Source organism: Escherichia whittamii (assembly GCF_014836715.1).
Classification (GTDB): Bacteria; Pseudomonadota; Gammaproteobacteria; order Enterobacterales; family Enterobacteriaceae; genus Escherichia; species Escherichia whittamii.
In genome coordinates, this window is the sequence record NZ_JACSQI010000008.1 from 1 (window position 1) to 23,845 (window position 23,845).

Annotated in this window: 21 protein-coding genes, 1 tRNA gene and 3 rRNA genes; 6 read left to right on the plus strand and 19 right to left on the minus strand. The window is 50.1% G+C overall.

Going from position 1 to position 23,845, the window contains the following annotated elements; genetic code table 11:
* From H9644_RS13275 to rrf (H9644_RS13290), 4 genes are all read left to right on the plus strand, one after another.
* A 23S ribosomal RNA gene (locus tag H9644_RS13275) occupies positions 1-270 on the plus strand; the annotation flags it as partial.
* Between the two features lie 98 nt (positions 271-368).
* Positions 369-484: ribosomal RNA gene (gene rrf / locus H9644_RS13280) — 5S ribosomal RNA — on the plus strand.
* Between the two features lie 154 nt (positions 485-638).
* Positions 639-714, plus strand: a tRNA-Thr gene (locus H9644_RS13285).
* A 39-nt stretch (positions 715-753) separates the two neighbouring features.
* A 5S ribosomal RNA gene (rrf, locus tag H9644_RS13290) occupies positions 754-869 on the plus strand.
* A 63-nt stretch (positions 870-932) separates the two neighbouring features.
* On the opposite strand, the gene H9644_RS13295 is transcribed toward rrf (H9644_RS13290), so the two are convergent.
* The 7 genes from H9644_RS13295 to acrE form a co-directional block, all read right to left on the minus strand.
* Positions 933-1,691, minus strand: a complete 759-nt coding sequence (locus H9644_RS13295; RefSeq protein WP_191774921.1) for an amino acid ABC transporter ATP-binding protein — start codon at positions 1,689-1,691, stop codon at positions 933-935.
* Between the two features lie 7 nt (positions 1,692-1,698).
* Complete coding sequence (locus tag H9644_RS13300) at positions 1,699-2,802, minus strand: amino acid ABC transporter permease (protein WP_191775064.1); 1,104 nt, start codon at positions 2,800-2,802, stop codon at positions 1,699-1,701.
* A 9-nt stretch (positions 2,803-2,811) separates the two neighbouring features.
* On the minus strand, positions 2,812-3,993 hold the full coding sequence (locus tag H9644_RS13305; RefSeq protein ID WP_191775066.1) for an amino acid ABC transporter permease: 1,182 nt from the start codon (positions 3,991-3,993) through the stop codon (positions 2,812-2,814).
* A gap of 67 nt (positions 3,994-4,060) precedes the next feature.
* The gene (locus H9644_RS13310) at positions 4,061-5,086 is read right to left on the minus strand and encodes an amino acid ABC transporter substrate-binding protein (RefSeq protein WP_191774923.1); all 1,026 of its coding nucleotides are present in this window, start codon (positions 5,084-5,086) and stop codon (positions 4,061-4,063) included.
* 417 nt (positions 5,087-5,503) lie between these two features.
* Positions 5,504-5,725: a putative periplasmic lipoprotein gene (locus tag H9644_RS13315; protein WP_000825639.1), complete on the minus strand. Its 222-nt coding sequence runs from the start codon at positions 5,723-5,725 to the stop codon at positions 5,504-5,506.
* Between the two features lie 251 nt (positions 5,726-5,976).
* Positions 5,977-9,081: a multidrug efflux RND transporter permease subunit AcrF gene (gene acrF, locus H9644_RS13320; RefSeq protein ID WP_191774925.1), complete on the minus strand. Its 3,105-nt coding sequence runs from the start codon at positions 9,079-9,081 to the stop codon at positions 5,977-5,979.
* Between the two features lie 11 nt (positions 9,082-9,092).
* Positions 9,093-10,250, minus strand: coding sequence for a multidrug efflux RND transporter periplasmic adaptor subunit AcrE (gene acrE / locus H9644_RS13325; RefSeq protein ID WP_064529474.1), 1,158 nt, complete (start codon positions 10,248-10,250; stop codon positions 9,093-9,095).
* 398 nt (positions 10,251-10,648) lie between these two features.
* On the opposite strand from acrE, the gene envR reads away from it, so the two are divergent.
* Positions 10,649-11,311 carry an acrEF/envCD operon transcriptional regulator gene (gene envR / locus H9644_RS13330; protein ID WP_064529475.1) on the plus strand — a complete coding sequence of 221 codons (663 nt, stop codon included), beginning with the start codon at positions 10,649-10,651 and terminating at the stop codon, positions 11,309-11,311.
* Positions 11,312-11,313: 2 nt separating this feature from the next.
* Here envR and H9644_RS13335 read toward each other — a convergent pair whose 3' ends face one another.
* From H9644_RS13335 to acuI, 12 genes are all read right to left on the minus strand, one after another.
* Positions 11,314-11,493 (minus strand): DUF2556 family protein, encoded by a 180-nt coding sequence (locus tag H9644_RS13335; protein WP_001517193.1) that lies wholly within the window; start codon positions 11,491-11,493, stop codon positions 11,314-11,316.
* Positions 11,494-11,576: 83 nt separating this feature from the next.
* Positions 11,577-12,461 carry an adenine-specific DNA-methyltransferase gene (gene yhdJ / locus H9644_RS13340; RefSeq protein ID WP_064529477.1) on the minus strand — a complete coding sequence of 295 codons (885 nt, stop codon included), beginning with the start codon at positions 12,459-12,461 and terminating at the stop codon, positions 11,577-11,579.
* Between the two features lie 84 nt (positions 12,462-12,545).
* Positions 12,546-12,842 carry a DNA-binding transcriptional regulator Fis gene (gene fis / locus H9644_RS13345; protein WP_000462905.1) on the minus strand — a complete coding sequence of 99 codons (297 nt, stop codon included), beginning with the start codon at positions 12,840-12,842 and terminating at the stop codon, positions 12,546-12,548.
* A 25-nt stretch (positions 12,843-12,867) separates the two neighbouring features.
* Complete coding sequence (gene dusB / locus H9644_RS13350) at positions 12,868-13,833, minus strand: tRNA dihydrouridine synthase DusB (RefSeq protein ID WP_032345182.1); 966 nt, start codon at positions 13,831-13,833, stop codon at positions 12,868-12,870.
* 328 nt (positions 13,834-14,161) lie between these two features.
* Positions 14,162-15,043, minus strand: coding sequence for a 50S ribosomal protein L11 methyltransferase (gene prmA, locus H9644_RS13355; RefSeq protein ID WP_191774927.1), 882 nt, complete (start codon positions 15,041-15,043; stop codon positions 14,162-14,164).
* A gap of 11 nt (positions 15,044-15,054) precedes the next feature.
* Complete coding sequence (panF, locus tag H9644_RS13360) at positions 15,055-16,506, minus strand: sodium/pantothenate symporter (RefSeq protein WP_191774929.1); 1,452 nt, start codon at positions 16,504-16,506, stop codon at positions 15,055-15,057.
* Positions 16,496-16,738, minus strand: coding sequence for a YhdT family protein (locus tag H9644_RS13365; RefSeq protein WP_000381170.1), 243 nt, complete (start codon positions 16,736-16,738; stop codon positions 16,496-16,498). Before H9644_RS13365 ends, panF begins: the two co-directional genes overlap by 11 nt.
* A 108-nt stretch (positions 16,739-16,846) precedes the next feature.
* Positions 16,847-18,196: an acetyl-CoA carboxylase biotin carboxylase subunit gene (gene accC, locus H9644_RS13370; protein ID WP_000884622.1), complete on the minus strand. Its 1,350-nt coding sequence runs from the start codon at positions 18,194-18,196 to the stop codon at positions 16,847-16,849.
* 10 nt (positions 18,197-18,206) lie between these two features.
* The gene (accB, locus tag H9644_RS13375) at positions 18,207-18,677 is read right to left on the minus strand and encodes an acetyl-CoA carboxylase biotin carboxyl carrier protein (protein ID WP_000354618.1); all 471 of its coding nucleotides are present in this window, start codon (positions 18,675-18,677) and stop codon (positions 18,207-18,209) included.
* 395 nt (positions 18,678-19,072) lie between these two features.
* Entirely contained in the window at positions 19,073-19,672 is a 600-nt protein-coding gene (gene msrQ, locus H9644_RS13380; RefSeq protein WP_191774930.1) for a protein-methionine-sulfoxide reductase heme-binding subunit MsrQ, read from the minus strand.
* On the minus strand, positions 19,673-20,677 hold the full coding sequence (msrP, locus tag H9644_RS13385; protein ID WP_064529480.1) for a protein-methionine-sulfoxide reductase catalytic subunit MsrP: 1,005 nt from the start codon (positions 20,675-20,677) through the stop codon (positions 19,673-19,675).
* A gap of 97 nt (positions 20,678-20,774) precedes the next feature.
* On the minus strand, positions 20,775-21,749 hold the full coding sequence (gene acuI, locus H9644_RS13390; protein ID WP_191774932.1) for an acrylyl-CoA reductase (NADPH): 975 nt from the start codon (positions 21,747-21,749) through the stop codon (positions 20,775-20,777).
* 151 nt (positions 21,750-21,900) lie between these two features.
* Here acuI and csrD point away from each other — a divergent pair, with 151 nt between their 5' ends.
* A complete protein-coding gene (csrD, locus tag H9644_RS13395) occupies positions 21,901-23,841 on the plus strand; it encodes an RNase E specificity factor CsrD (RefSeq protein WP_191774934.1) in 1,941 nt (646 codons plus the stop codon).
* Positions 23,842-23,845 lie beyond the last annotated feature (4 nt).

Below are 23,845 nucleotides of genomic sequence, written 5' to 3' on the forward strand. Positions count from 1 at the left end.
ATTGAGGGGGGCTGCTCCTAGTACGAGAGGACCGGAGTGGACGCATCACTGGTGTTCGGGTTGTCATGCCAATGGCACTGCCCGGTAGCTAAATGCGGAAGAGATAAGTGCTGAAAGCATCTAAGCACGAAACTTGCCCCGAGATGAGTTCTCCCTGACCCTTTAAGGGTCCTGAAGGAACGTTGAAGACGACGACGTTGATAGGCCGGGTGTGTAAGCGCAGCGATGCGTTGAGCTAACCGGTACTAATGAACCGTGAGGCTTAACCTTACAACGCCGAAGATGTTTTGGCGAAGAGACGACAATATCAGCTTGATACAGATTAAATCGACAGGTCGGAGAAAGACGTGTTGATAAAACAGAATTTGCCTGGCGGCAGTAGCGCGGTGGTCCCACCTGACCCCATGCCGAACTCAGAAGTGAAACGCCGTAGCGCCGATGGTAGTGTGGGGTCTCCCCATGCGAGAGTAGGGAACTGCCAGGCATCAAATTAAGAAGTATGGCACTGACCTTTGAGGCAGTTCATTACTCGACAAGAGAGTAGTGACAAAAGCGAAAGCTTTTGAACGTTGCGAAGCAACGGCCCGAAGGGTGAATCACGAAGTGATTCATAAACTGCCAGGCATCAAATTTAGCGTGCTGATATGGCTCAGTTGGTAGAGCGCACCCTTGGTAAGGGTGAGGTCCCCAGTTCGACTCTGGGTATCAGCACCACTTTTTAGGTTAAAGTTCGGCAGATTAGAAAAGAATTTGTCTGGCGGCAGTAGCGCGGTGGTCCCACCTGACCCCATGCCGAACTCAGAAGTGAAACGCCGTAGCGCCGATGGTAGTGTGGGGCCTCCCCATGCGAGAGTAGGGAACTGCCAGACATCAAATCAAGCGAAAGGCCATCCGAAAGGATGGCCTTTTTGCGTTTCGAATCCATGTACAACTTAATGGATTACCTGCGATAAAAATGCCCTCGTACGCTCCGATTTAGGATGCGCAAAAAATTCATCCGGTGCAGCTTGTTCCACTATCTCCCCACGATCCATAAAAATCACTCGATCAGCGACAGTTCGCGCAAATCCCATCTCATGCGTTACGCACAGCATCGTCATACCTGACTGCGCTAGCCCAATCATTGTATCCAGCACTTCTTTTACCATCTCCGGATCGAGCGCCGACGTAGGTTCATCAAACAGCATGATCTTTGGTTTCATGCAGAGTGACCGTGCAATGGCGACGCGTTGCTGCTGGCCGCCGGAGATCTGCCCGGGAAACTTCTGCGCATGTTCGGCAATTCGTACTCGCTCAAGGTAATGCATCGCCAGAGCTTCAGCCTCTTTCCTCGGCATCTTACGCACCCAAATCGGTGCCAGGGTACAGTTCTGTAAAACGGTCAAATGTGGGAAGAGATTGAAATGCTGAAAAACCATTCCCACTTCCTGCCTGACGCGCTCAATATTGCGAATATCTTCGTTAAGCTCGATGCCATCCACCACGATCCGTCCCTGTTGGTGTTCTTCCAGATGATTAATACAGCGAATGGTTGTCGATTTCCCGGAACCGGAAGGACCACACAAAACGATACGCTCACCGGTTTGCACTGTCAGATTAATATCTTTTAAGACATGGAATTGCCCATACCATTTATTGACGTTTTCCAGCGTAATCATCGCGTTAGCAGGTTGCAGTAAAATTTGGCTCATAGTGTCCTCAATGCGGTGTACGCCCGGTGTTAAAACGTTTTTCCAGATGCTGGCTATAGCGCGACATGCTGAAACAGAAGAGCCAGTAGATCAGTGCGGCAAACACATACCCTTCTGTGGACATACCCAGCCAGGCGGGGTCAACGGTTGCCTGCTGAACGCTACTGAAAAGATCGAACAACCCGATGATGATCACCAGACTGGTATCTTTGAAGAGTGCGATGATGGTATTTACCAGCCCAGGAATCACCAGCTTCAGTGCCTGCGGCAGAATAACCAGCCCCTGGGTTTTCCAGTAACCTAACGCTAGCGACTCTGCCGCTTCGTATTGCCCTTTGGGCAATGCCTGCAATCCGCCTCGCACGACTTCTGCAACATATGCTGACTGAAAGAGGATAACGCCGACCAACGCACGAATCAGTTTGTCGATGCTGGTGCCTTCCGCCATAAAGAGCGGCAGCATGACCGAAGACATAAACAGCACGGTAATCAGCGGTACGCCACGCCAGAATTCGATAAAAATGACTGACAAGATACGCACTATCGGCATATGGGAACGACGGCCTAACGCCAACAGGATCCCCCACGGCAGCGCCCCAGCAATCCCAACAGAGGCGATAATCAACGTCAGTGTCAGTCCGCCCCATTGCCGGGTTTCAATCCGCTCCAGACCAAGAAAACCGCCATACATTAGCCACCAGACAATGAGCGGGTAAATCACCGCCCATACAGCAATATAGCGACCGCGATATGGGAGTAATTTCCAGAACATTGGCGCGATAGAAACAAGGCTAATCAGTAATGCCAGGTTAATTCGCCAGCGCTGGTCGTGTGGGTAAAGCCCATACATAAACTGACCAAATCGTTCGTGGATGAAGACCCAACAGGCACCAGCTTTTGTGCAGTCGGTACGTGTTGAGCCAACCCAGTTTGCCTGTAAAAAAGCCCAGTTCAGCAGCGGTGGAATCAGTTCCCACATCAGCCACAGACAGCCAATAGTCAGCAGGCTATTGCTCCAACTGGAGAACAGATTTTTGCGCACCCACAGCATAGCGCGGCCAGAGTTATGGCTCGCCGGGCGCGGGGGATGAGACAGCAATACTTTTGTCATCATGACTCCTTAGCGTTCAACGATCGCGATACGGCGGTTATAGATATTCATCAGCAGCGAGATAGTCAGGCTGATAATCAGATAGACCGACATGGTCATAGCAATCGTCTCTATGGCTTGCCCGGTCTGGTTCAGCACGGTGCCAGCAAACAGCGAAACCATATCTGGATAGCCGATAGCGGCGGCAAGAGAGGAGTTTTTGACGATGTTGAGATACTGGCTGGTAAGTGGTGGAATAATCACCCGCAGCGCTTGTGGAATGATCACCTGGCGTAGCGCAACCGGGTTGGGTAATCCCAGCGAACGCGCCGCTTCGTGCTGACCATAAGGCACCGCCTGAATTCCGGCACGAATAATCTCGGCGATAAATGCAGATGTATAAACTGAAAGCGCCAACGTTAAGGCTGCCAGCTCAGGGATAAGCACCATCCCGCCGCGGAAGTTAAAGCCTTGTAACGCCGGAACATCCCAGTGTAGTGCCGCGCCAAAAAGCCATTGCGCCAGTAAAGGCAAACCAATGATCAACATAGAGGCGATCGGCCAGGTTCGGCGCAACTGTCCGGTTTTTATCTGGTGCGTTTTATTAAAACGGAATAGTCCAACAGAAATGGCTATAGCAATAACAACAGTCAGGATAAACGCAATAAATCCATCTCCCAGCTGCGGCGATGGAATATAAAGCCCTCGATTGCTCAAAAAGGCGAGATCAAACGTACTCACAGCCTGTCGCGGCCCGGGCAAATTGCGCAACACGGCAAAGTACCAGAAGAAGATTTGCAGTAGCGGGGGAATATTACGGAAGATCTCAATATAAATTGTGGAAAGCTTTCGTAGCAGCCAGTTATCCGAAAGTCGCGCCAGACCGATAAAGAAGCCCAGGGCAGAAGCGAATACAATACACAATGCCGAAACCAGTAGCGTATTGAGTAAGCCGACAATAAAAACGCGTCCGTAGGTATCGCCCTGCTGGTACTCGATCAAATGCTGGACGATCCCGAAACCTGCGCCGCGATCCAGAAAGGCAAACCCTGATGTAATGCCGCGATTGTTCAGATTCGTCACGGTGTTGTGAAATAACCAACCAACAATGCCGACGACGGCAACAACGGCCAGGATCTGGAATAACCAGGCGCGAACCGTAGGGTTGGTAAAGGAGAGCGATCCTTTAACGGTTGAGCGGCGATGGGGCATATAAACCTCGGAAACCATAACGCTGAAGAGAGCGCCGCCGTAGCGACGCCCGTTACCTCACACCGACTTAACGCACGGGCGGAGCGTACTGAATACCGCCGTTATTCCAGAGATTATTTTGCCCACGTTTAATTTTCAGCGGGCTTTCAGAGCCGACGTTGCGCTCAAAAATTTCCGAGTAGTTACCCACCTGTTTGATGATGTTGTAAGCCCATTTGTTATCCAGCTTCAGATCCTTGCCGTAATCGCCCTCTTTACCTAGCAGATGCGCCATATCAGGCGTAGCCGGATTTGCCGCTTTTTCATCAACGTTCTGGGAATTGATGCCCATCTCTTCAGCATTCAGCATGGCGAACAGGGTCCAGCGCACAATAGAGAACCATTCATCATCGCCACGACGGACTACCGGACCAAGCGGTTCTTTAGAGATAACTTCTGGCAGGACAATCCATTCGGCAGGATTACTTAATTTGATCCGCAGGGCATACAGTTGCGACTGATCCGAGGCCAGCGTATCGCAGCGACCAGATTCCAGTGCCTTTGCGGATTCGTCTGAGCGATCGAAGGTTACTGGCGTGTACTTCATATTGTTCGCCTTGAAGTAATCGGCAACGTTGAGTTCGGTATCAGTCCCCGCCTGAATACAGACTGTTGCGCCATCCAGCTCTTTCGCACTTTTTAATCCCGCTTTATCGTGCGTCAGGAAGCCAATGCCGTCGTAATAAGTGACGCCAGTAAATGCCATTCCCATTCCTGCGTCGCGGGATGAAGTCCAGGTCGTATTACGGGAGAGCAAATCCACTTCCCCTGACTGTAAAGCGGTGAAACGTTCTTTTGCGGTGAGCGGGGTGTATTTCACTTTTGTGTCGTCGCCAAATACAGCAGCGGCAACACCTCGACAAACATCTACATCAATACCTGAAAACTTACCGTCTGCATCGGCATAAGAGAACCCAGGCAATCCGTCACTGATCCCACATTGAACAAACCCTTTATTCTTTACGGCATCAAATGTCGCGCCAGCATGCGCCTGATTTGCAACGGCAAGCAGCACGCTGGCGGCAGCCAGTGTGGCTATCATCATCTTTTTCATAATGCTTCCTGTGAGGCGAAAATTATCGTTATAGGACGTTTGGGAAACGTCTTTTACCTGTCTGTGGCCATCCTTTTATAAGCAAAAGTAGTGCCAGCTTTTGCGCACGATTCCGCGTCGCAATAAGCTGAGTGTAGACAGGAAATAATAAAAACATCGCCCCGCAATGGTGCGAAAATGAAACATACACCACATTTTAGCGCAAAATATTTATTCATATTTTACTAAGCAGGATAATGATTGTTAGCGTGAGCATGTGTTTTAAAGGAGTGTGAAATTTAATAGATGTGTTATTTCGATGGTTTGAAATAAAATGCTAAATTAAAAGGAAATAAGCTATAAGAATATAGTTGTATTTTATCTTACGGAGAGATTCTGTGCCGTTAAACAGGGCGCGAAAGCTCGCGCCCTGTTTAGTTATTTCGACAGTGCGATGATCCCCATCGTCAGGCCCGCGACAGCCGCCGCCCCGCCAGCAATAGCCCCGGCAGTTTCCCAGTTATCCTGAGTCGTACCTTTCATACAGGTATTGGTGTGAACCAGACGGCCCTGATCGTCATAAACCGGAACGCAGGGGGAATCGTGAGCGCAGCCCGCCAGCAATGCGGTGAGCAATGCGACAGGAATTAATCTTTTCATGGTGTTACCTCAGTAATAACGCTACCGCTTAATAAGCTAACTTTCTTATTAACGTGCTGAATGCCATTTTATCACCAGGAGTTATAATTCTTGCGAGATGAATAATGACAAATTATGTGAATTGTAAAAATAATGAAGGGAGAAAGAATGAATGCACTCAATTCAAGACTCAATGAATTATTAACTCATTAATTTTTATAGTTTTAACTGCAAATTAAAAAGGCGTCCGAAGACGCCTTTGTGCCTTAATTTTACCCTTTGAAGCAACGGCGGATCACCACAAAGAACACAGGGACGAAGAAGATAGCCAGTAATGTTGCGGAAATCATGCCACCCATGACTCCAATCCCTACCGCGTTCTGCGCACCGCTTCCCGCACCATTACTGATAGCCAGCGGTAATACGCCGAGAATAAAGGCGAGAGATGTCATCAGTATAGGACGAAGACGCATACGTACGGCCATCAGCGTCGCTTCAATAACACCTTTCCCCTCTTTCTCCATCAGGTCTTTGGCGAACTCAACAATCAAAATAGCGTTTTTAGCCGATAAGCCAATTGTCGTTAACAAGCCCACCATAAAATAAACGTCATTTTTCTGATTAAAGAGTGTCGCCGCCAGCAGCACGCCGACAATCCCTAACGGCACGACCAACATAACCGAGACAGGAATTGACCAGCTTTCATAGAGCGCCGCAAGACACAGAAAAACGACCACGAATGAAATGGCTACCAGAGCAGGGGCCTGGTTGCCTGACAAGCGTTCCTGATATGACATACCCGTCCAGTCATAACCGATTCCGTTAGGTAGTTGTGAGGCGAGGCTTTCCATTAGCGACATCGCATCGCCGGAACTGGTGCCTGGCGCGGCTTCCCCCTGAATCTCCATGGAAGGTAGACCGTTGTAGCGTTCCAGACGCGGAGAACCATATACCCAATGTGAAGTGGTAAAGGTGGAGAATGGCACCATTTCGCCGTTGGCGCTGCGGACATAAAGTTTATCGACATCTTCTGGCAGCATGCGGAACTTGGCATCCGCCTGAACATATACTTTTTTCACGCGGCCACGGTCGATGAAGTCGTTGACATAAGTCCCGCCCAACGCCGTAGAAATGGTCTGGTTAATGTCAGAAAGCGAAACGCCTAATGCCTGTGCTTTTTCCTGGTCAACTTCAAGTTTGAACTGCGCGGTATCTTCCAGGCCATTAGGGCGCACACTGACTAAGCTTTCAGGATGTTGCGCCGCCATGCCAAGCAACTGGTTGCGAGCATGGGTTAAGGCATCGTGGCCGAGACCCGCCTGATCGATTAACTCAAAGTCGAAACCCGTTGCCGTACCCAGTTCAACAATGGCTGGCATATTGAATGGAATGACAAAACCGTCGCGGATTTTACCCAGCTCCATTTTGGCACGTTGGATTACCGCTTCCGCGCTATTTTCTTCGCCACTGCGCTCTTCCCACGGTTTAAGGCTGACAAAGGCCATCCCGGCGTTTTGCGCCTGACCACTGAAGCTAAACCCATTGACTGTAAAGACACTTTCAACGTTCGCCTTCTCGTTCTTCAGATAGTAATCCGTCACTTCATCCAGTACTTTTTGTGTCCGCTCTTGCGTCGAGCCAGCCGGCAGTTGGATCATGGTCAGGAAGACACCCTGATCTTCTTCCGGCAAGAAAGAAGAAGGGAGGCGTAAAAACAGTACTACCATTCCGGCGACAATCAGCGCATAGATCAGTAAATATCGCCCTGTGGAACCGAGGATTTTACCAACGCTACTGGTGTAGTGATTAACGCTATGATCGAAAGTGGTGTTAAACCAGCCGAAGAAACCTCCCTTATTTTCGTGATGCTCGGCAGAGACTGGTTTCAGTAATGTTGCACATAACGCGGGGGTGAGAATCAGCGCAACCAGCACTGAAAGCGCCATTGCTGAAACAATAGTGATGGAGAACTGGCGATAAATTGCCCCTGTTGAGCCACCGAAGAATGCCATCGGAATAAATACCGCCGACAGTACCATCGCGATACCTACCAGCGCGCCCTGGATTTGCGACATCGATTTTTCCGTCGCTTCTCTGGGGGGGAGTTTATCCTCCATCATTACGCGCTCGACGTTCTCCACAACGACTATCGCATCATCAACAAGAAGCCCGATGGCAAGCACCATCCCGAACATCGTTAGCGTGTTGATGGAGTAACCAAAAGCGGCGAGTATGGCAAACGTTCCTAACAAAACGACAGGTACAGCAATGGTGGGTATCAATGTTGCCCGCATGTTCTGCAAGAACAGATACATCACCAGGAATACCAGGACAATGGCTTCGAACAGCGTTTTCACCACCTCCTGGATAGAAAGCTGGACGAAAGGCGTGGTGTCATAAGGGTAGAGAACCTTCATTCCCTGTGGGAAGAACGGCTGCAATTCTGCCAGTTTGGCCTTGATGGCTTTTGCGGTATCGAGTGCGTTAGCACCCGTTGCCAGTTTAATGCCGAGGCCAGCCGCGGGTTTGCCGTTGATACGGGCGATAACGTTATAGTTTTCACCACCGAGTTCAATCCGTGCGACATCTTTTAGCCGTACCACCGAACCGTCGCTGTTAACGCGCAGGGTGACTTTGCCGAACTCTTCCGGATCTTTTAACCGTGTCTGGGCAATAATCGACGCGTTTAGCTGCTGTCCCGGTAATGCCGGCGTACCGCCTAACTGACCGGCAGCAATTTGGTCGTTCTGCACCTTCAACTGGTTAATGACATCAACCGATGTGAGTTTATATTTGTTCAGCAGATCGGCATCGAGCCAGATACGCATAGCGTACTGAGCGCCGAACAGTTGCACGTCGCCGACGCCATTCAGACGGCTAATGGTATCTTTGACGTTAGAGGCGATGTAGTCAGAAATATCGTCTTGTGTGGTACTTGGGTTATCAGAAACAAATCCAGCTACCATCAAAAAGCTGCTACTCGATTTCTCGACACTAATCCCCTGTTGCTGGACTTCTTGCGGCAGCAACGGTGTGGCGAGTTGAAGTTTGTTTTGCACCTGCACTTGCGCAATGTCTGGGTCGGTCCCTGACTGGAAGGTGAGAGTAATTGTCACGCTACCGGCTGAATCGCTGGTGGAGGACATATACATCAGATTATCGATGCCGTTCATATTCTGTTCGATAACCTGTGTCACCGTATCCTGCACGGTTTGCGCATCAGCGCCCGGATAGTTTGCCGACACAGAAACCGCAGGTGGGGCAATGGTTGGATACTGGGCGACGGGCAATTGTAGGATCGCCAGTACGCCCGCCATCATCAGAATAATGGCCAGCACCCATGCAAATATTGGTCGTCGAATAAAAAAGTTTGCCATATCAGATTGCCTTACTTCGACGCAGTATCTGCGGGGGTATCGGTAGTGGCTTTAACCTGCTCTCCCGGACGCGCTTTTTGCAGGCCGCTGACAATGACCTGATCACCCGCTTTAAGCCCTTCGCTAATCAGCCATTTATCGCCAATGGCCTGGCTGGCGACAACAGGACGTGCCTCAACCTGGCTTTTATCATTAACAATCAGCACGGTAGCGTCACCACGCGGTGTACGGCTAACGCCTTGTTGCGGGATAAGAATGGCGTCAGGTTGTACACCTTCATCAATCCGTGCGCGCACAAACATACCTGGCAGAAGCGTGTGTTGCGGGTTAGGGAAAACTGCGCGCAGGGTAATGGAACCGGTGCTTTCATCAACGGTCACATCAGAGAATTGCAGAGTGCCTTTCAGGGGATAGGTTTGACCGTTTTCCATGACCAGCTCTACGTTGCTGGCGGCGTTTTCCTTATGCAAACTACCTTGCTCTACGGACTGCTTCAGTCTCATGAAGTCGTTGCTGGATTGGGTCACATCGACATAGATAGGATCGAGTTGCTGGACAGTCGCCAGTTCGGTCGTTTGCCCGTTAGTGACGAGAGCACCTTCGGTCACCGAAGATTTGCCGATACGTCCGCTAATTGGCGCAGTCACTTTGGTATAAGCGAGATTGATGCGGGCGCTTTCGACTGTGGCTTTTGCGGCTATGACGGTAGCATCGGCCTGACGAGCATCGGCAATGGCCTGGTCGTATTCCTGCTGGCTGATGTATTTCGTACCCACAAGCGGAACATAACGTTTTACCGTCAAATGCGCGATGGAAGCGGCAGCTTCGCTTTTCGCCAGTTCGCCTTTCGCGCTGTCATAACTTGCTTGATAGGTCGCTGGATCGATCTGGTACAGGGACTGGCCTGCCTGCACATCGCTGCCTTCAGTGAAATTACGATTCAGTACGATCCCGCTAACCTGCGGGCGAACTTCGGCAATACGGAAAGCATTAGTACGGCCTGGTAATTCAGTTTTAACTTCTAACGGAGCCGTATTCACAACATGAACGGTAACCTGCGGTTCACCGACGTGAGCTTTCTCTTCTCCCTTATCGTTACAGCCCGCAATTAACGCTGCGGAGATCATGATAAAGGAGGGCAGGAGGAAAAACCTGGCATGTTTTGTCATTACTATTCCTCAAAAAACCAAAAGCGCGTTATTAGCCTGAAAAAGGCAACGCGTTAACTCGCAGAAATAAAAATACAGTTCTCTATCCTACAAATTATCGTCCGGTGATGTAAGGAATAGTTATGAATACTGGCGTTCCAGGGCACATAAACACAAAAAAAGATTAATATTCTAATGTTTTGTTTTGCCGTTAATTGAAATGAGATGAATTACTTTCACTTAAAATGAAATATATATTTGTTAAATGAATGCATTATAGCTAAATGATAAGTTTGAGCTATTTGATGATTTATGACAGACAAATTTAGCCTCTCGTATAAATACGCATTAGGTGATAGATTACCCTTCGCTATTTTCTCACTCCGTGTCGAATATATTTATTTCCTGAATAATTAACAATGGCAAAAAGAACTAAAGCCGAAGCTCTGAAGACCCGGCAAGAACTGATTGAAACCGCCATCGCCCAGTTTGCGCAGCATGGCGTAAGCAAGACGACGCTCAATGACATCGCCGACGCCGCTAACGTCACGCGTGGCGCTATCTACTGGCACTTCGAAAACAAGACCCAACTGTTTAATGAGATGTGGTTGCAACAGCCATCATTGCGGGAGTTAATCCAGGAGCGACTGGCTGCAGGGCCAGGCCATAGCCCGTACCAGCAATTGCGTGAAAAACTGATTGTTGGCTTGCAATATATTGCCGAAATTCCCCGCCAACAGGCATTACTGCAAATCTTATATCACAAATGTGAATTTAGTGATGAAATGCTGGCCGAGGCAGTAATACGTGAAAAGATGGGCTTTAATCCACAGATTCTGCGCGAAGTATTGCAAGCATGTCAGCAACAAGGTTGTGTAGCAAATAACCTCGATTTAGATGTTGTGATGATTATTATTGATGGCGCCTTCAGCGGTATTGTTCAAAACTGGTTAATGAATATGGCGGGTTACGATCTTTATAAACAAGCACCCGCATTAGTCGATAATGTATTAAGAATGTTTATCCCAGATGAAAACATAACGAAATTAATTCATAAAACAAATGAATTAGATATCGTATAAAGTTACATCCTATTGTAAAAATCCAGCTCGTCACAGTTAACCAGTTTTAGCGGATTAACCGAGTTCATATTGCGACATTTGTCTGTTTCTGTTGCCAGCAGTTCAATCCACTGCATCAGTAAGGTATCAAACAGAAAAACGGAGACAGCGAAAACGACGAGCCACCAATACTTGCGAATCATTACCTGAGCCTGTGCATGTTTAACCAAGTCTGGCAGGAAATATACACGAAATGAATAATCTGAAAACCAGGCTTACACTTCCTTTACTTTGCAATGAGATCGGGGTCAACTTCGCTTAACCGGCTTCGTTTTGACAGGTTGCCGGTTTTTCTTTTTTTCACTTTCGCCAGCTCTTCCATGGAGTAATGTGACGCGACATCCAGCCGGCGTAGTCCTATCTTGATGTACTCGCTGTTAATCTCAATGCCAATGAATTTTCGCCCGGTCGCGACGGCGACGGCACCGGTGGTGAAGCTACCAGCAAACGGATCGAGAATGACATCGCCAGGGTTAGAAGAGGCGAGAATAATGCGCTTCAGTAAAGCTTCAGGCTTTTGCGTCGGATGGTTTTCATATTCATCCATCAAATAACGTACGCGTGGAAAATCCCAGACGTTACCTGGTACTTTTTGATGATTGTAAGGCTGCGGGGGATTTTTGCGGTAATCGATCAACGCGCGCTGCGATCCGGTTTTAGCCTCTACCAGAATAGCGTCGCTGTTGAATGTGTAGTTTCTGGCATCTTTCACCATCATCAGGATGGGTTCATACATGGAACCGTAGTGTTTCTTTGCCTGTACTCCGGAACTGTCATATGACCAGACGATGCGGCTTTTGATGGTAAAAAGCTTGCGGCACTGGAGATCGATAAAGGGCATGTTTTCCGTGCTGTTCATGATGTACATGCTGCCCTGTTTTTTCAGAACGCGGTGGCACTCTGTAATCACTTCAAATAGCCAGTTAATAAACAGATCTTCTTTCCACGCTTCGATCAGGCCATCGAAATTTTTGCCGATGTTATAAGGCGGGTCGGCAAAAATTAGATCGACACTTTCTGCGGGTATCTTTTTAAGTTCAGCTAATGCATCACCATGGATAATGGTCTTTGTATTGTCGCCAAACCTGGTGGGTTCACATCCTGTTCTCATGGTCACTCCCTTTGTGACACCTATAAAAAAGGCGCTTCCCCATGCCGAGTAGCGCCTTTTAATCAAGCAATTAGCTAACCTGAATTAGTTCATGCCGTACTTTTTCAATTTTTTACGCAGCGTACCACGGTTGATGCCCATCATCAGCGCAGCACGGGTCTGGTTACCACGGGTGTATTGCATCACCATGTCCAACAGGGGCTGTTCTACTTCAGCCAGTACCAGCTCATAGAGGTCATTAACATCCTGACCGTTCAGTTGAGCAAAATAGTTCTTCAGTGCCTGTTTAACCGAGTCACGCAGGGGTTTTTGGGTTACCTGATCCTGAGAGTTAACGGTAGAAACGGTCAGTACGTCAGAATTTACGCGTTGTTCGAACATAGTTCTGTCAGCTCTTTATTTCTGTTTACGCAAAATTTTCGAAGTATGCCTCCAACGCCTCCAGCTGTTCGCTGGTATCCTCAATGGCGTTGAATGTGCGCCGAAACTGGTCATTTGGAGCGTGTTCCTGGAGATACCAGGAAACGTGTTTACGTGCAATTCGGTACCCTTTTGCCGGACCATAAAAGTCATGCAGTTCCCGAACGTGCGCGCAAAGCAAGCGCTTAACCTCTGCCAAAGGCAGCGGGGGCAGCAACTCCCCAGTGTCCAGATAATGCTGGATTTCCCGAAAGATCCAGGGTCTTCCCTGAGCTGCGCGGCCTATCATCAGAGCATCCGCCCCTGTATAGTCGAGCACAGCTCTGGCTTTAAGCGGGTCAGTAATGTCGCCATTCGCGATAACCGGAATGGAAACTTTCTGCTTAACTGCCCGAATACTGTCGTATTCAGCTTCTCCATTGAACAAACAGGCGCGTGTACGGCCATGAATGGTCAGAGCCTGAATGCCACAGTCTTCAGCCAGTTGGGCAATCTCTTCGCAGTTACGGTGTTCCGGCGCCCAACCAGTGCGAATCTTCAGGGTGACAGGAACGTCCACTGCATTGACGACCTCGGTAAGGATCGATTTAACGACATCCGGGTACTGCAAGAGGGCTGAACCTGCGAGCTTGCGATTCACTTTTTTAGCCGGGCAACCCATATTGATATCAATAATCTGGGCACCGCTTTCCACGTTAATACGTGCTGCATCCGCCATTTCTTTCGGATCGCTACCGGCAATTTGCACGGTGCGAATACCGGGTTCATCAATGTGCACCATCCGTAAACGAGATTTGTCGCTTTCCCAAACCTGTGGGTTAGAAGACATCATCTCGGATACTGTCAATCCGGCTCCCATCTCGTAGCACAACGTCCGAAAAGGTCTGTCTGTAATGCCAGCCATGGGCGCTGCGATCAGGCGATTTCTGAGCTGATATTGTCCGATGCGCATGAGTTAAGAAATGACCATACTGTGACTGCAAGGCGGCGTATATTACGCATTTTTTGCACGAGATGAAAGGCCAAACTTTGACCAATCCTCTGAGATGGATCAAAGAATTGCATTTAAAATGAACTCAGAGGAATAATTAATCATAAAAATCATCACATTAGAAATAACTGATTAAAATTCGCACTCAAAGAAATTTGAGTAAGTTCTCAATTTTTCTTTATGAATGAAAATTTTGGCACGCAAATTTGCCTAAATAATCAGCAAAATTACGTGCCTTTTGTGACGTTGCTCGCAGTTTGCTCTACATCACTATGCCGCATTCTGGCGGTTAATTCTTACGACCAGTAATGCGACACCACTCTTCTTTTTCCACGACCGGGTCCAGAACGAAGCAATCCGCGTAAGCTTCGCAAACGCTCTCTGCCTGGCTTGCCAGAATACCGGAAAGGCCTAACAAACCGCCTGAAACCGGCAGGACGCTGATTAACGGTGCCAGTTCACGTAATGGGCCTGCCAGGATATTAGCGACCACCACATCGGCTTTCATCGCTTCTGGCTGATCTTTGGGTAAGTAGAGTTCCAGACGGTCAGAAACGCCATTACGTTCGGCGTTGTCGCGGCTGGCCTGAATCGCCTGCGGATCGATATCAATACCAATCGCTTTTGCTGCGCCCAGTTTCAGCGCTGCGATAGCCAGAATGCCGGAACCACAGCCAAAGTCGATCACCGTTTTACCAGTTAAATCGAGGCTGTCGAGCCATTGCAGGCACAAAGAGGTGGTTGGATGGGTACCCGTACCAAACGCCAGGCCTGGGTCTAACATCACGTTGACGGCGTTTTCGTCTGGCACATCACGCCAGCTTGGGCAGATCCACAGACGTTCGCCAAAGCGCATTGGGTGGAAATTGTCCATCCATTCGCGCTCCCAGTCTTTGTCTTCCAGTTGTTCGATTTTGTGTGCGAAGCCCGCGCCGAGCAGTGGATGATTCTCCATAATCGCCACGACTTCATTCATGTCGGTTTCAGCATCGAACAGACCAATCACATCGGTGTCGCCCCACAGGCGCGTTTCGCCCGGCAGAGGCTCAAACACCGGCGTATCGTGGGTATCCTGAAAAGTAATGGATACGGCACCCGCTTCCATCAGCGCATCGCTAAGATCTTCTGCGTTCGCGCCAGTGGTGTTCAGTTTCAGTTGGATCCAAGGCATTGCAAAACTCTTTATTTATCAGTGGTCAAAATGGTAGCTTGCGGGACGGAAGTACCGAAACGGTTTCCGACCAGGAAAGCCAGCAAACTTAGCAGTAACGAGGGCACGATAGGGTGGAAGCCCAGGTACTGAATATTCAGGGTCGCGAGTACGGCATACAGCACACCGCCAACGATCATTGCACTCAGCGCTCCTTTGGCGTTGGCGCGTTCCCAGTAAAGACCCAGCACCAGCGGCCACAGGAAGACAGCCTCCAGCCCACCGAAGGCCAACAAATTTAGCCAGATGATCATTTCTGGCGGCTTCCAGGCAGCAAGCAGCAGTAACGCGCCGAGGACCAACGTGATCACTGCCGACATCCGCTTCAGACGCGTCTCGTTTTGCATTTGATCCGGACGGATATTCAGATAGAGATCTTTAATGATCGTAGCGGAACTTTGCAGCAATTGGGCGTTGATCGTCGACATGATCGCGGCCATCGGTGCAGCAAGGAAGATCCCGGCAGCAAACGGTGGCAGCACTTTTACCATCAATGTCGGGATTACCAAATCCGGTACGGTAAGGTCGGGGATCACCGCCCGACCTAAGGCTCCGGCCAGGTGCATACCGAACATCAGGATTGCGACCACAATCGTACCGATGATGATCCCCCGATGTACTGCCTTGCTATCTTTATAAGAGATACAGCGTACCGCGGTATGCGGCAGGCCAATAACCCCAAAGCACACCAGCACCCAGAATGAGGTCATAAAGGCAGGCGACAGAATATCGTCAGCGCCTTGTGGTGTTACCAGTTGCGGATCGATAGTTTGTAGCGTCTCTACCGCATTGCTTAAACCGCCAGCGGCATGTACCACACCAATTAGCAGAACAATGGTGCCAATCAGCATCACCAGCCCTTGCATGGTGTCGTTCAGCACGCTGGCGCGAAAGCCGCCAAAGGCGGTATACAACGCAATGCTGATACCGAAAATCAGCAGGCCGGTTTCATAAGGAATACCCGCAGCGGTTTCCAGCAACCGGGCTCCACCGATAAACTGCACTGTCATGGCACCAACGAACGCGACCAACAAACTCAAGCTCGCCAGCCATACCAGTAGACGGCTCTGGTAGCGGGCAAACAGCATGTCGTTCAGTGTTACCGCATTGTAGCGGCGCGCGAGAATCGCGAACTTCTTGCCGAGAATACCGAGCGAAAGCCAGACCGCAGGTAGCTGGATCATCGCCAGTAATACCCAGCCCAGCCCGTATTTATAAGCAGCACCTGGCCCGCCGATAAACGAGCTGGCGCTGATATAGGTCGCGGTGAGCGTCATCGCCAGCACAATGCCGCCCATGGAGCGGCTGCCGAGGAAATACTCATTGAGGAAGGTGCCCGTGCTCCGTTTACGCATCGCGTAAACCGAAATTCCGAACACCACCACCAGATAGGCGACCAGCGGTAGAATCACTTCAAGCTGCATCGTCATCCTCCAGTGGGATATCGCGATAGATAAATTTCACCATCGCCCAGCACAGTCCAATAAATAGCAGCGGCGTCAGGATGCAGGCCATCTCAAACCAGCGCGGAAAGCCGGTAAAACCGGGGGCAACGCCTGGTAAGTAAGCGGCTACTAACCATACCGCCAGATACAAAAGGGTCAGCCCCAGCGCCCAGCGCGCCTCTTTATGGGCCTGAACAAAACGAGTGTCCATTTTTTGTCCCTGATGGGTGAAGAAAGCGGGGATTGTACCTTATGGGGCTTGTCGATCCCCAGAAATAAAAAAGGCCGGAAATTCCGGCCTTTTGACGCTTTTGCAGTCTTATTTTTCCTGAAGACCGAGTTTTTTCTCCAGATAGTGGATGTTAGTTCCACCATGCTGGAAGTTCTCGTCGTTCATGATGCGGATCTGCAGATCAACGTTGGTTTTAATACCGTCGATGATCAGCTCTTGCAATGCATTCTTCATGCGCGCAATCGCCACGTCGCGGTTTTCACCGTAGCAAATCAGTTTACCGATCATTGAGTCATAGTACGGCGGCACGGTGTATCCCGCGTAGATATGAGACTCCCAACGCACACCAAAACCGCCTGGCGCGTGGAAACGGGTGATTTTGCCCGGGCTTGGCAAGAAGGTATTAGGATCTTCGGCGTTGATACGGCATTCCACCGCATGACCGCGAACGTGAACTTCTTCTTGCTTGATAGACAGCGGCTGACCGGCAGCGATACGCAGCTGTTCTTTGATCAGGTCAACACCGGTGATCATTTCAGTAACCGGGTGCTCTACCTGAATACGGGTGTTCATTTCGATGAAATAGAACTCGCCGTTTTCGAACAGGAACTCAAACGTACCAGCACCGCGATAGCCGATATCAACACACGCTTTAGCACAACGTTCGCCGATGTAGCGACGCAGTTCCGGGGTAATGCCCGGAGCTGGTGCTTCTTCGACCACTTTCTGGTGACGACGCTGCATGGAGCAGTCACGTTCCGCCAGATAGATAGCGTTGCCCTGGCCATCAGCCAGTACCTGAATCTCGACGTGGCGAGGATTTTCCAGGTATTTCTCCATGTAAACCATATCGTTGCTGAAAGCAGCTTTCGCTTCCGCACGAGTCATGGAGATAGATTGTGCCAGTTCAGCGTCGCCGCGTACTACGCGCATACCACGACCGCCGCCACCACCGGAGGCTTTGATAATCACCGGGTAACCAATGCGTTTAGCAATGGCACGGTTTTTATCCATATCGTCGCCCAGCGGGCCGTCAGAACCCGGTACGCAAGGAACGCCTGCTTTTTTCATCGCGGCGATTGCCGACACTTTGTCGCCCATCAGGCGAATGGTGTCAGCTTTCGGGCCGATGAAGATAAAGCCGGAGCGTTCAACCTGCTCGGCAAAATTGGCGTTCTCGGAGAGGAAGCCGTAACCCGGATGGATTGCTACTGCGCCGGTGATTTCAGCGGCGCTGATGATTGCCGGGATGTTCAGATAACTTTTTACTGACGGAGCAGGGCCGATACAGACCGTTTCATCTGCCAGTAATACGTGTTTTAGATCGCGATCCGCGCTGGAGTGCACAGCGACAGTCTTGATGCCCAGTTCTTTACAGGCACGAAGAATACGCAATGCAATCTCGCCGCGGTTGGCAATAACAATTTTATCCAGCATGTTCGCCTCGTTACTCGATGACGACCAGCGGCTCGTCAAATTCTACCGGTTGTCCACTTTCGACCAGAATTGCTTTCACAGTACCGGATTTGTCTGCTTCGATCTGGTTCATCATTTTCATGGCTTCAACGATGCACAGGGTATCGCCCACGTTCACTTTCTGACCCACTTCGATGAACGCTTTCGCGTCCGGGCTTGGGGTGCGGTAGAAAGTACCAACCATTGGGGAACGTACGATGTGACCACTGATTTCCGCTGCTGCTGGCGCTTCCATGGAAGGAACGGTCGCCGGAGCGGCTGCGTTAGATTGAGCTGGCTGCTGCATCATTGGTGCAGCGTAAGCTTGTTGCATCATCGGGAAACTTGCGGCAGGTGCTGCACGGCTGATGCGTACTGACTCTTCGCCTTCAGAAATTTCCAGTTCAGAGATGCCTGATTCTTCAACCAGCTCGATCAGTTTTTTAATCTTACGAATATCCATGAGTGGGTTCCGTACTCTTTGTTTAGTGTGATTGTGACAGGCGTTTCACCGCCGTCTGTAAAGCGTATGCCCCGACAGCTGTATGCATAGCGGTAAATTTCAGCAGGCCGGGACGCCGGTCTATTTTGCCCCAGAGTGTCAATGTGAGACTTGACGGACATTGTGCAGCGATCTGCTGCTATCCTCCGGCAAAAAACAAAATATACCTTCGTTGCGCCATTGTCACCTTTTCAGCAGCTTAAAAACTGCCTAAGGGAGAACGAGGTCGCACATTATAACGATTTCGTAGCAAATGGCAGCTAAATACTGGTCTTATCAGGGAAGATAATCAACAGCTAACATGTAAATAACTTTCAACGTCGCGTAATTTGCAATAAGCCGCACAGTTCACGAAATTAGCGCGCCCATTGACGGAACTTCTTATAACGTAAGGCTAAAAGCAGTAATGCCAGCCCGGCGTAGATGATCGGCTGCGGTGAGATAACCTTCACTGACCACAGATAATGTATGGGGGCCAGGATCGCGACAAGATAGACGAAGTTATGCAATTGTTGCCAGTGTTTGCCTAGTTTTCGCTGTATCGCTTGTGTGGAAGTGAATGCTAAAGCAAGCAAAATCAACCAACTGATAATACCCAGGGTTAAATAAGGTCGGGTGATTAATTCCTGACCTAATAACGGCAGATTGTTCACGCCAAGTTCCAGCAATGCATAACTGGTTAAGTGCAGCGTCGCCCAGGCGAAACACCATAAACCTAAAAGGCGGCGGGTGCGAATCAATAATGGCTGTTTAGCGTAGCGCGCCAGCGGAGTAATTAACAACGTCGCCAATAAAAATTTCAGCGCAGTCCGACCGGTAAAATGCTGAATATCTTTCACCGGGTCAGCACTTAACCCACCATGATTGATAGCCCAAACCAGCCAGACAAGCGGCAAAAATCCGGCAAGATGCAGGCAAATTTTCAGCCAGGTAATCTGTTTTGCAGTCAAACGCACTTAGAAGTTCTCCCGTAGATCCAGCCCGCGATATAGTGACGCTACTTCATCGGCGTAGCCGTTAAATAACAGTGTCGGCTGGCGTTGCACATCCAGGATGCCGCCTGAACCGATAAATCGCTCAGTGGCCTGCGACCAGCGAGGGTGATCAACATGCGGGTTGACGTTGGCGTAAAAGCCGTATTCGTTGGGGGCCGAAAGATTCCAGGTGGTTGGTGGGCGTTCACGGGTCAACTTTATACTCACTATCGACTTGATGCCTTTAAAGCCATATTTCCATGGCACAATCAGGCGTACCGGCGCGCCGTTTTGCGGCGGCAACGCCTTGCCATAGACGCCGACGGTCATCAGTGTGAGCGGATGCATTGCCTCGTCGAGACGTAATCCTTCTACATAGGGATATTTCAGACCGCCGCCGATAAACCTGTCCTGCTGGCCGGGCATTTGTTCCGGTGCATAAATTGTTTCGAAAGCGACGTACTTCGCGTTGCTGTTCGGCTCTGCCAGCGCCAGCAATTTATGCAGCGGAAAACCAATCCACGGCACCACCATCGACCACGCTTCCACGCAGCGCATTCGGTAAATCCGCTCTTCTAACGGGAATCGACGGGTTAGCGCATCGTGGTCGAGGGTTAACGGTTTACTGACTTCACCACTGATTTTCAACGTCCACGGATCGGTTTTCAGGCTGCCAGCATTCGCGGCTGGGTCCGCTTTATCCAGCCCAAACTCATAGAAATTGTTGTAGCCGGAAACTTTATTTTCCGGTGTCAGTGGCAGGTTATTTTGCCAGGCAGCAGGTTTGCTGAACTCCAGGGATTTTCCTGCAGGCGCGGGCGGGCGATCGTTCCCTTTGAACCAGCCAAGCAAATCCGCGTGGGCGGCGTTTGGTAAAGAGAGGGCGGCAGCGCTGATGCCTAATGCTTTCAGAACTTGCCGACGTTGCATAAAAAAAGCCGATTCAGCAGTGACATCGGCTTCTGTAAGTTGACGAATTTTTTTCATAACAGACTCCCGGTATGCTCATGATTACTATGGCAGGGAGAATGTCAAAGTGCTGCTAAAATTCGTTAACGATATGTAAATTATTTTATACTAACGCTTAGTTAATTTTTACCAGCGTACGGCCCTGGATCTGATTGTTAATAATGGCCTCGGCAAATTTTGGCGCATCAGCCAGGGAAATCTCTTTTGCAGCCTGTGAGTAGAATGATTCCGGTAAATCGGCAACCAGACGTTGCCAGGCTTGCGTACGGCGCTCTGCTGGGGTCATCACCGAATCCACGCCCTGCAAGCGAACGTTACGCAGGATAAACGGCATGACGGTGGTTGGCAGGGTAAAACCGCCAGCCAGACCACACGCTGCCACACAGCCGCCGTAGTTCATTTGCGCAAGCACTTTAGCCAGCACTTTGTCGCCCACGGTGTCAACAGCGCCGGCCCAAAGCTGTTTTTCCAGTGGGCGGGATTCAGCAAATTCATCACGCGGCAGAATTCGGCTGGCGCCTAAACTTTTCAGATACTCATGGGTGCTTTCGCGACCAGAAACGGCAACCACCTGATATCCCAGCTTATGCAACAGCGCCACGGCGGTGCTGCCGACGCCGCCACTAGCGCCCGTTACCACAATCTCGCCATCTTGCGGACGAATACCAGCATCTTCCAGTGCCAGCACGCACAGCATGGCTGTAAACCCGGCAGTACCAATAATCATCGCTTTACGCGCGTCCAGACCTTGCGGCATGGCAACCAACCAGTCGCCTTTCACGCGCGCTTGTTCTGCCAGTCCGCCCCAATGATTTTCACCAACACCCCAGCCTGTGAGTAACACTTCCTGACCAGTATGAAAACGAGGATCTTCGCTGGTGCGTACGGTTCCGGCGAAGTCGATGCCAGGAATCATCGGAAAATTGCGGATTATTTTTCCTTTACCGGTTATTGCCAGCGCATCTTTATAATTCAGGCTCGACCAGTGGATATCGACCGTCACATCGCCTTCCGGCAGGCGACTTGCGTCCAGAGTCTGTACAGATGCGAGGGTTTTGCCGTCCTGCTGTTCTAAAAGTAACGCCTGCATAAGAGGTCCTCATGTGCATGATGGATTGGAAAATAATTTCTGAAGACTATACTCGCTAATTGAAAAGCAAAGCCGATGAAGCGCAATAAATTGCGAGATAAATCTGATTTGCTAGTATGCCCGCTTCCTCACTATCGGAGTTAACACAAGGATGAGATTAACGACGAAATTTTCAGCCTTTGTCACGCTGCTCACTGGGCTAACGATCTTTGTGACTCTGATGGGCTGCTCGTTAAGTTTCTATAACGCGATTCAGTATAAGTTTAGTCATCGCGTTCAGGCGGTGGCGACGGCGATCGATACGCATCTGGTGTCGTCTGATTTCAGCTCGCTGAGGCCACAAATCAGTGAACTGATGATGTCGGCAGATATCGTTCGCGTGGACCTGTTGCATGATAACAAACAGGTTTATACCCTTTCCCGTCAGGGGAGTTACCGCCCTGTTGGCACCAGCGATCTGTTTCGCGAACTGACTGTTCCGTTAGTTAAACATCCGGGGATGTCGCTACGTCTGGTTTATCAGGACCCGATGGGAAACTATTTTCACTCGCTGATGACCACCGCGCCGCTCACTGGTGCAATTGGTTTTATCATTATTATGCTTTTCCTTGCAGTACGCTGGCTGCAGCGGCAACTTGCCGGGCAAGAACTACTGGAAACCCGCTCGGCGCGCATCTTAAACGGGGAGCGTGGGCCGAATGTGCTTGGCTCCATCTATGAATGGCCGCCAGGGACCAGCAGTGCGCTGGATATGCTGCTTTCAGAAATTCAGAATGCGCGTGAACAGCACAGCCGTCTTGATACGCTGATTCGCTCTTACGCCGCGCAGGACATCAAAACCGGCCTCAATAACCGTCTCTTTTTCGACAACCAGTTGGCTACATTACTGGAAGATCAAGAAAAGGTAGGGACTCACGGGATCGTGATGATGATCCGTCTGCCTGATTTCAATATGTTGAGCGACACGTGGGGACACAGCCAGGCCGAAGAACAGCTCTTCGCTCTGACAAATCTACTGTCGACATTTATGATGCGCTATCCAGGCGCACTGCTGGCGCGCTATCACCGTAGCGATTTTGCCGCGCTGTTGCCGCACCGGACATTAAAAGAGGCGGAGAGCATTGCCGGGCAGTTGATCAAAGCGATTGATACCTTGCCGAGCAATAAAATGCTCGATCGTGAAGATATGATTCATATCGGCATCTGTGCCTGGCGTAGCGGCCAGGAAACAGAACAGGTGATGGAACATGCCGAATCCGCCACGCGTAATGCGGGATTACAGGGTGGTAATAGCTGGGCGATTTACGATGACTCATTACCAGAAAAAGGGCGCGGCAACGTTCGCTGGCGTACGCTAATCGAACAAATGTTGAGTCGTGGCGGTCCGCGGCTTTATCAAAAACCTGCGGTCACCCGGGAGGGGCAGGTTCATCATCGCGAAATTATGTGTCGTATCTTTGATGGTAATGAAGAGGTTAGCTCGGCGGAATATATGCCGATGGTGTTGCAGTTTGGTTTATCGGAAGAGTATGACCGCCTGCAAATCAGTCGTCTCATCCCGCTGCTACGCTATTGGCCGCAAGAAAATCTGGCGATTCAGGTGACCGTTGAGTCGTTGATCCGCCCGCGTTTCCAGCGTTGGCTGCGCGATACGTTGATGCAGTGTGAAAAATCGCAACGAAAACGCATAATTATTGAACTTGCAGAGGCTGATGTTGGTCAACATATCGGTCGCTTGCAACCTGTCATTCGTTTGGTGAATGCTTTAGGGGTTCGAGTCGCCGTTAACCAGGCTGGATTGACGCTGGTAAGTACCAGTTGGATCAAAGAACTTAATGTCGAATTACTCAAGCTTCATCCGGGGCTGGTAAGAAATATTGAGAAGCGAACGGAAAACCAATTGTTGGTTCAGAGCATGGTAGAAGCCTGTTCCGGGACCAACACCCAGGTTTACGCGACTGGTGTACGTTCGCGAAGCGAGTGGCAGACCCTGATTCAGCGCGGGGTTTTGGGTGGTCAGGGGGATTTTTTCGCGTCCTCACAGCCACTTGATACTAACGTGAAAAAATATTCACAAAGATACTCGGTTTAACCTG

Bases quoted from the DNA above. Each gene is read 5' to 3' on its own strand.
- accC (WP_000884622.1), bottom strand. From the start codon at position 18,196: ATGCTGGATAAAATTGTTATTGCCAACCGCGGCGAGATTGCATTGCGT.
- H9644_RS13300 (WP_191775064.1), bottom strand. From the start codon at position 2,802: ATGACAAAAGTATTGCTGTCTCATCCCCCGCGCCCGGCGAGCCATAAC.
- prmA (WP_191774927.1), bottom strand. From the start codon at position 15,043: ATGCCTTGGATCCAACTGAAACTGAACACCACTGGCGCGAACGCAGAA.
- csrD (WP_191774934.1), top strand. From the start codon at position 21,901: ATGAGATTAACGACGAAATTTTCAGCCTTTGTCACGCTGCTCACTGGG.
- H9644_RS13305 (WP_191775066.1), bottom strand. From the start codon at position 3,993: ATGCCCCATCGCCGCTCAACCGTTAAAGGATCGCTCTCCTTTACCAAC.
- acrF (WP_191774925.1), bottom strand. From the start codon at position 9,081: ATGGCAAACTTTTTTATTCGACGACCAATATTTGCATGGGTGCTGGCC.
- dusB (WP_032345182.1), bottom strand. From the start codon at position 13,833: ATGCGCATCGGACAATATCAGCTCAGAAATCGCCTGATCGCAGCGCCC.
- H9644_RS13310 (WP_191774923.1), bottom strand. From the start codon at position 5,086: ATGAAAAAGATGATGATAGCCACACTGGCTGCCGCCAGCGTGCTGCTT.
- yhdJ (WP_064529477.1), bottom strand. From the start codon at position 12,461: ATGAGAACAGGATGTGAACCCACCAGGTTTGGCGACAATACAAAGACC.
- accB (WP_000354618.1), bottom strand. From the start codon at position 18,677: ATGGATATTCGTAAGATTAAAAAACTGATCGAGCTGGTTGAAGAATCA.
- acrE (WP_064529474.1), bottom strand. From the start codon at position 10,250: ATGACAAAACATGCCAGGTTTTTCCTCCTGCCCTCCTTTATCATGATC.
- fis (WP_000462905.1), bottom strand. From the start codon at position 12,842: ATGTTCGAACAACGCGTAAATTCTGACGTACTGACCGTTTCTACCGTT.
- H9644_RS13335 (WP_001517193.1), bottom strand. From the start codon at position 11,493: ATGATTCGCAAGTATTGGTGGCTCGTCGTTTTCGCTGTCTCCGTTTTT.
- panF (WP_191774929.1), bottom strand. From the start codon at position 16,506: ATGCAGCTTGAAGTGATTCTACCGCTGGTCGCCTATCTGGTGGTGGTG.
- H9644_RS13315 (WP_000825639.1), bottom strand. From the start codon at position 5,725: ATGAAAAGATTAATTCCTGTCGCATTGCTCACCGCATTGCTGGCGGGC.
- msrP (WP_064529480.1), bottom strand. From the start codon at position 20,677: ATGAAAAAAATTCGTCAACTTACAGAAGCCGATGTCACTGCTGAATCG.
- envR (WP_064529475.1), top strand. From the start codon at position 10,649: ATGGCAAAAAGAACTAAAGCCGAAGCTCTGAAGACCCGGCAAGAACTG.
- H9644_RS13295 (WP_191774921.1), bottom strand. From the start codon at position 1,691: ATGAGCCAAATTTTACTGCAACCTGCTAACGCGATGATTACGCTGGAA.
- acuI (WP_191774932.1), bottom strand. From the start codon at position 21,749: ATGCAGGCGTTACTTTTAGAACAGCAGGACGGCAAAACCCTCGCATCT.
- H9644_RS13365 (WP_000381170.1), bottom strand. From the start codon at position 16,738: ATGGACACTCGTTTTGTTCAGGCCCATAAAGAGGCGCGCTGGGCGCTG.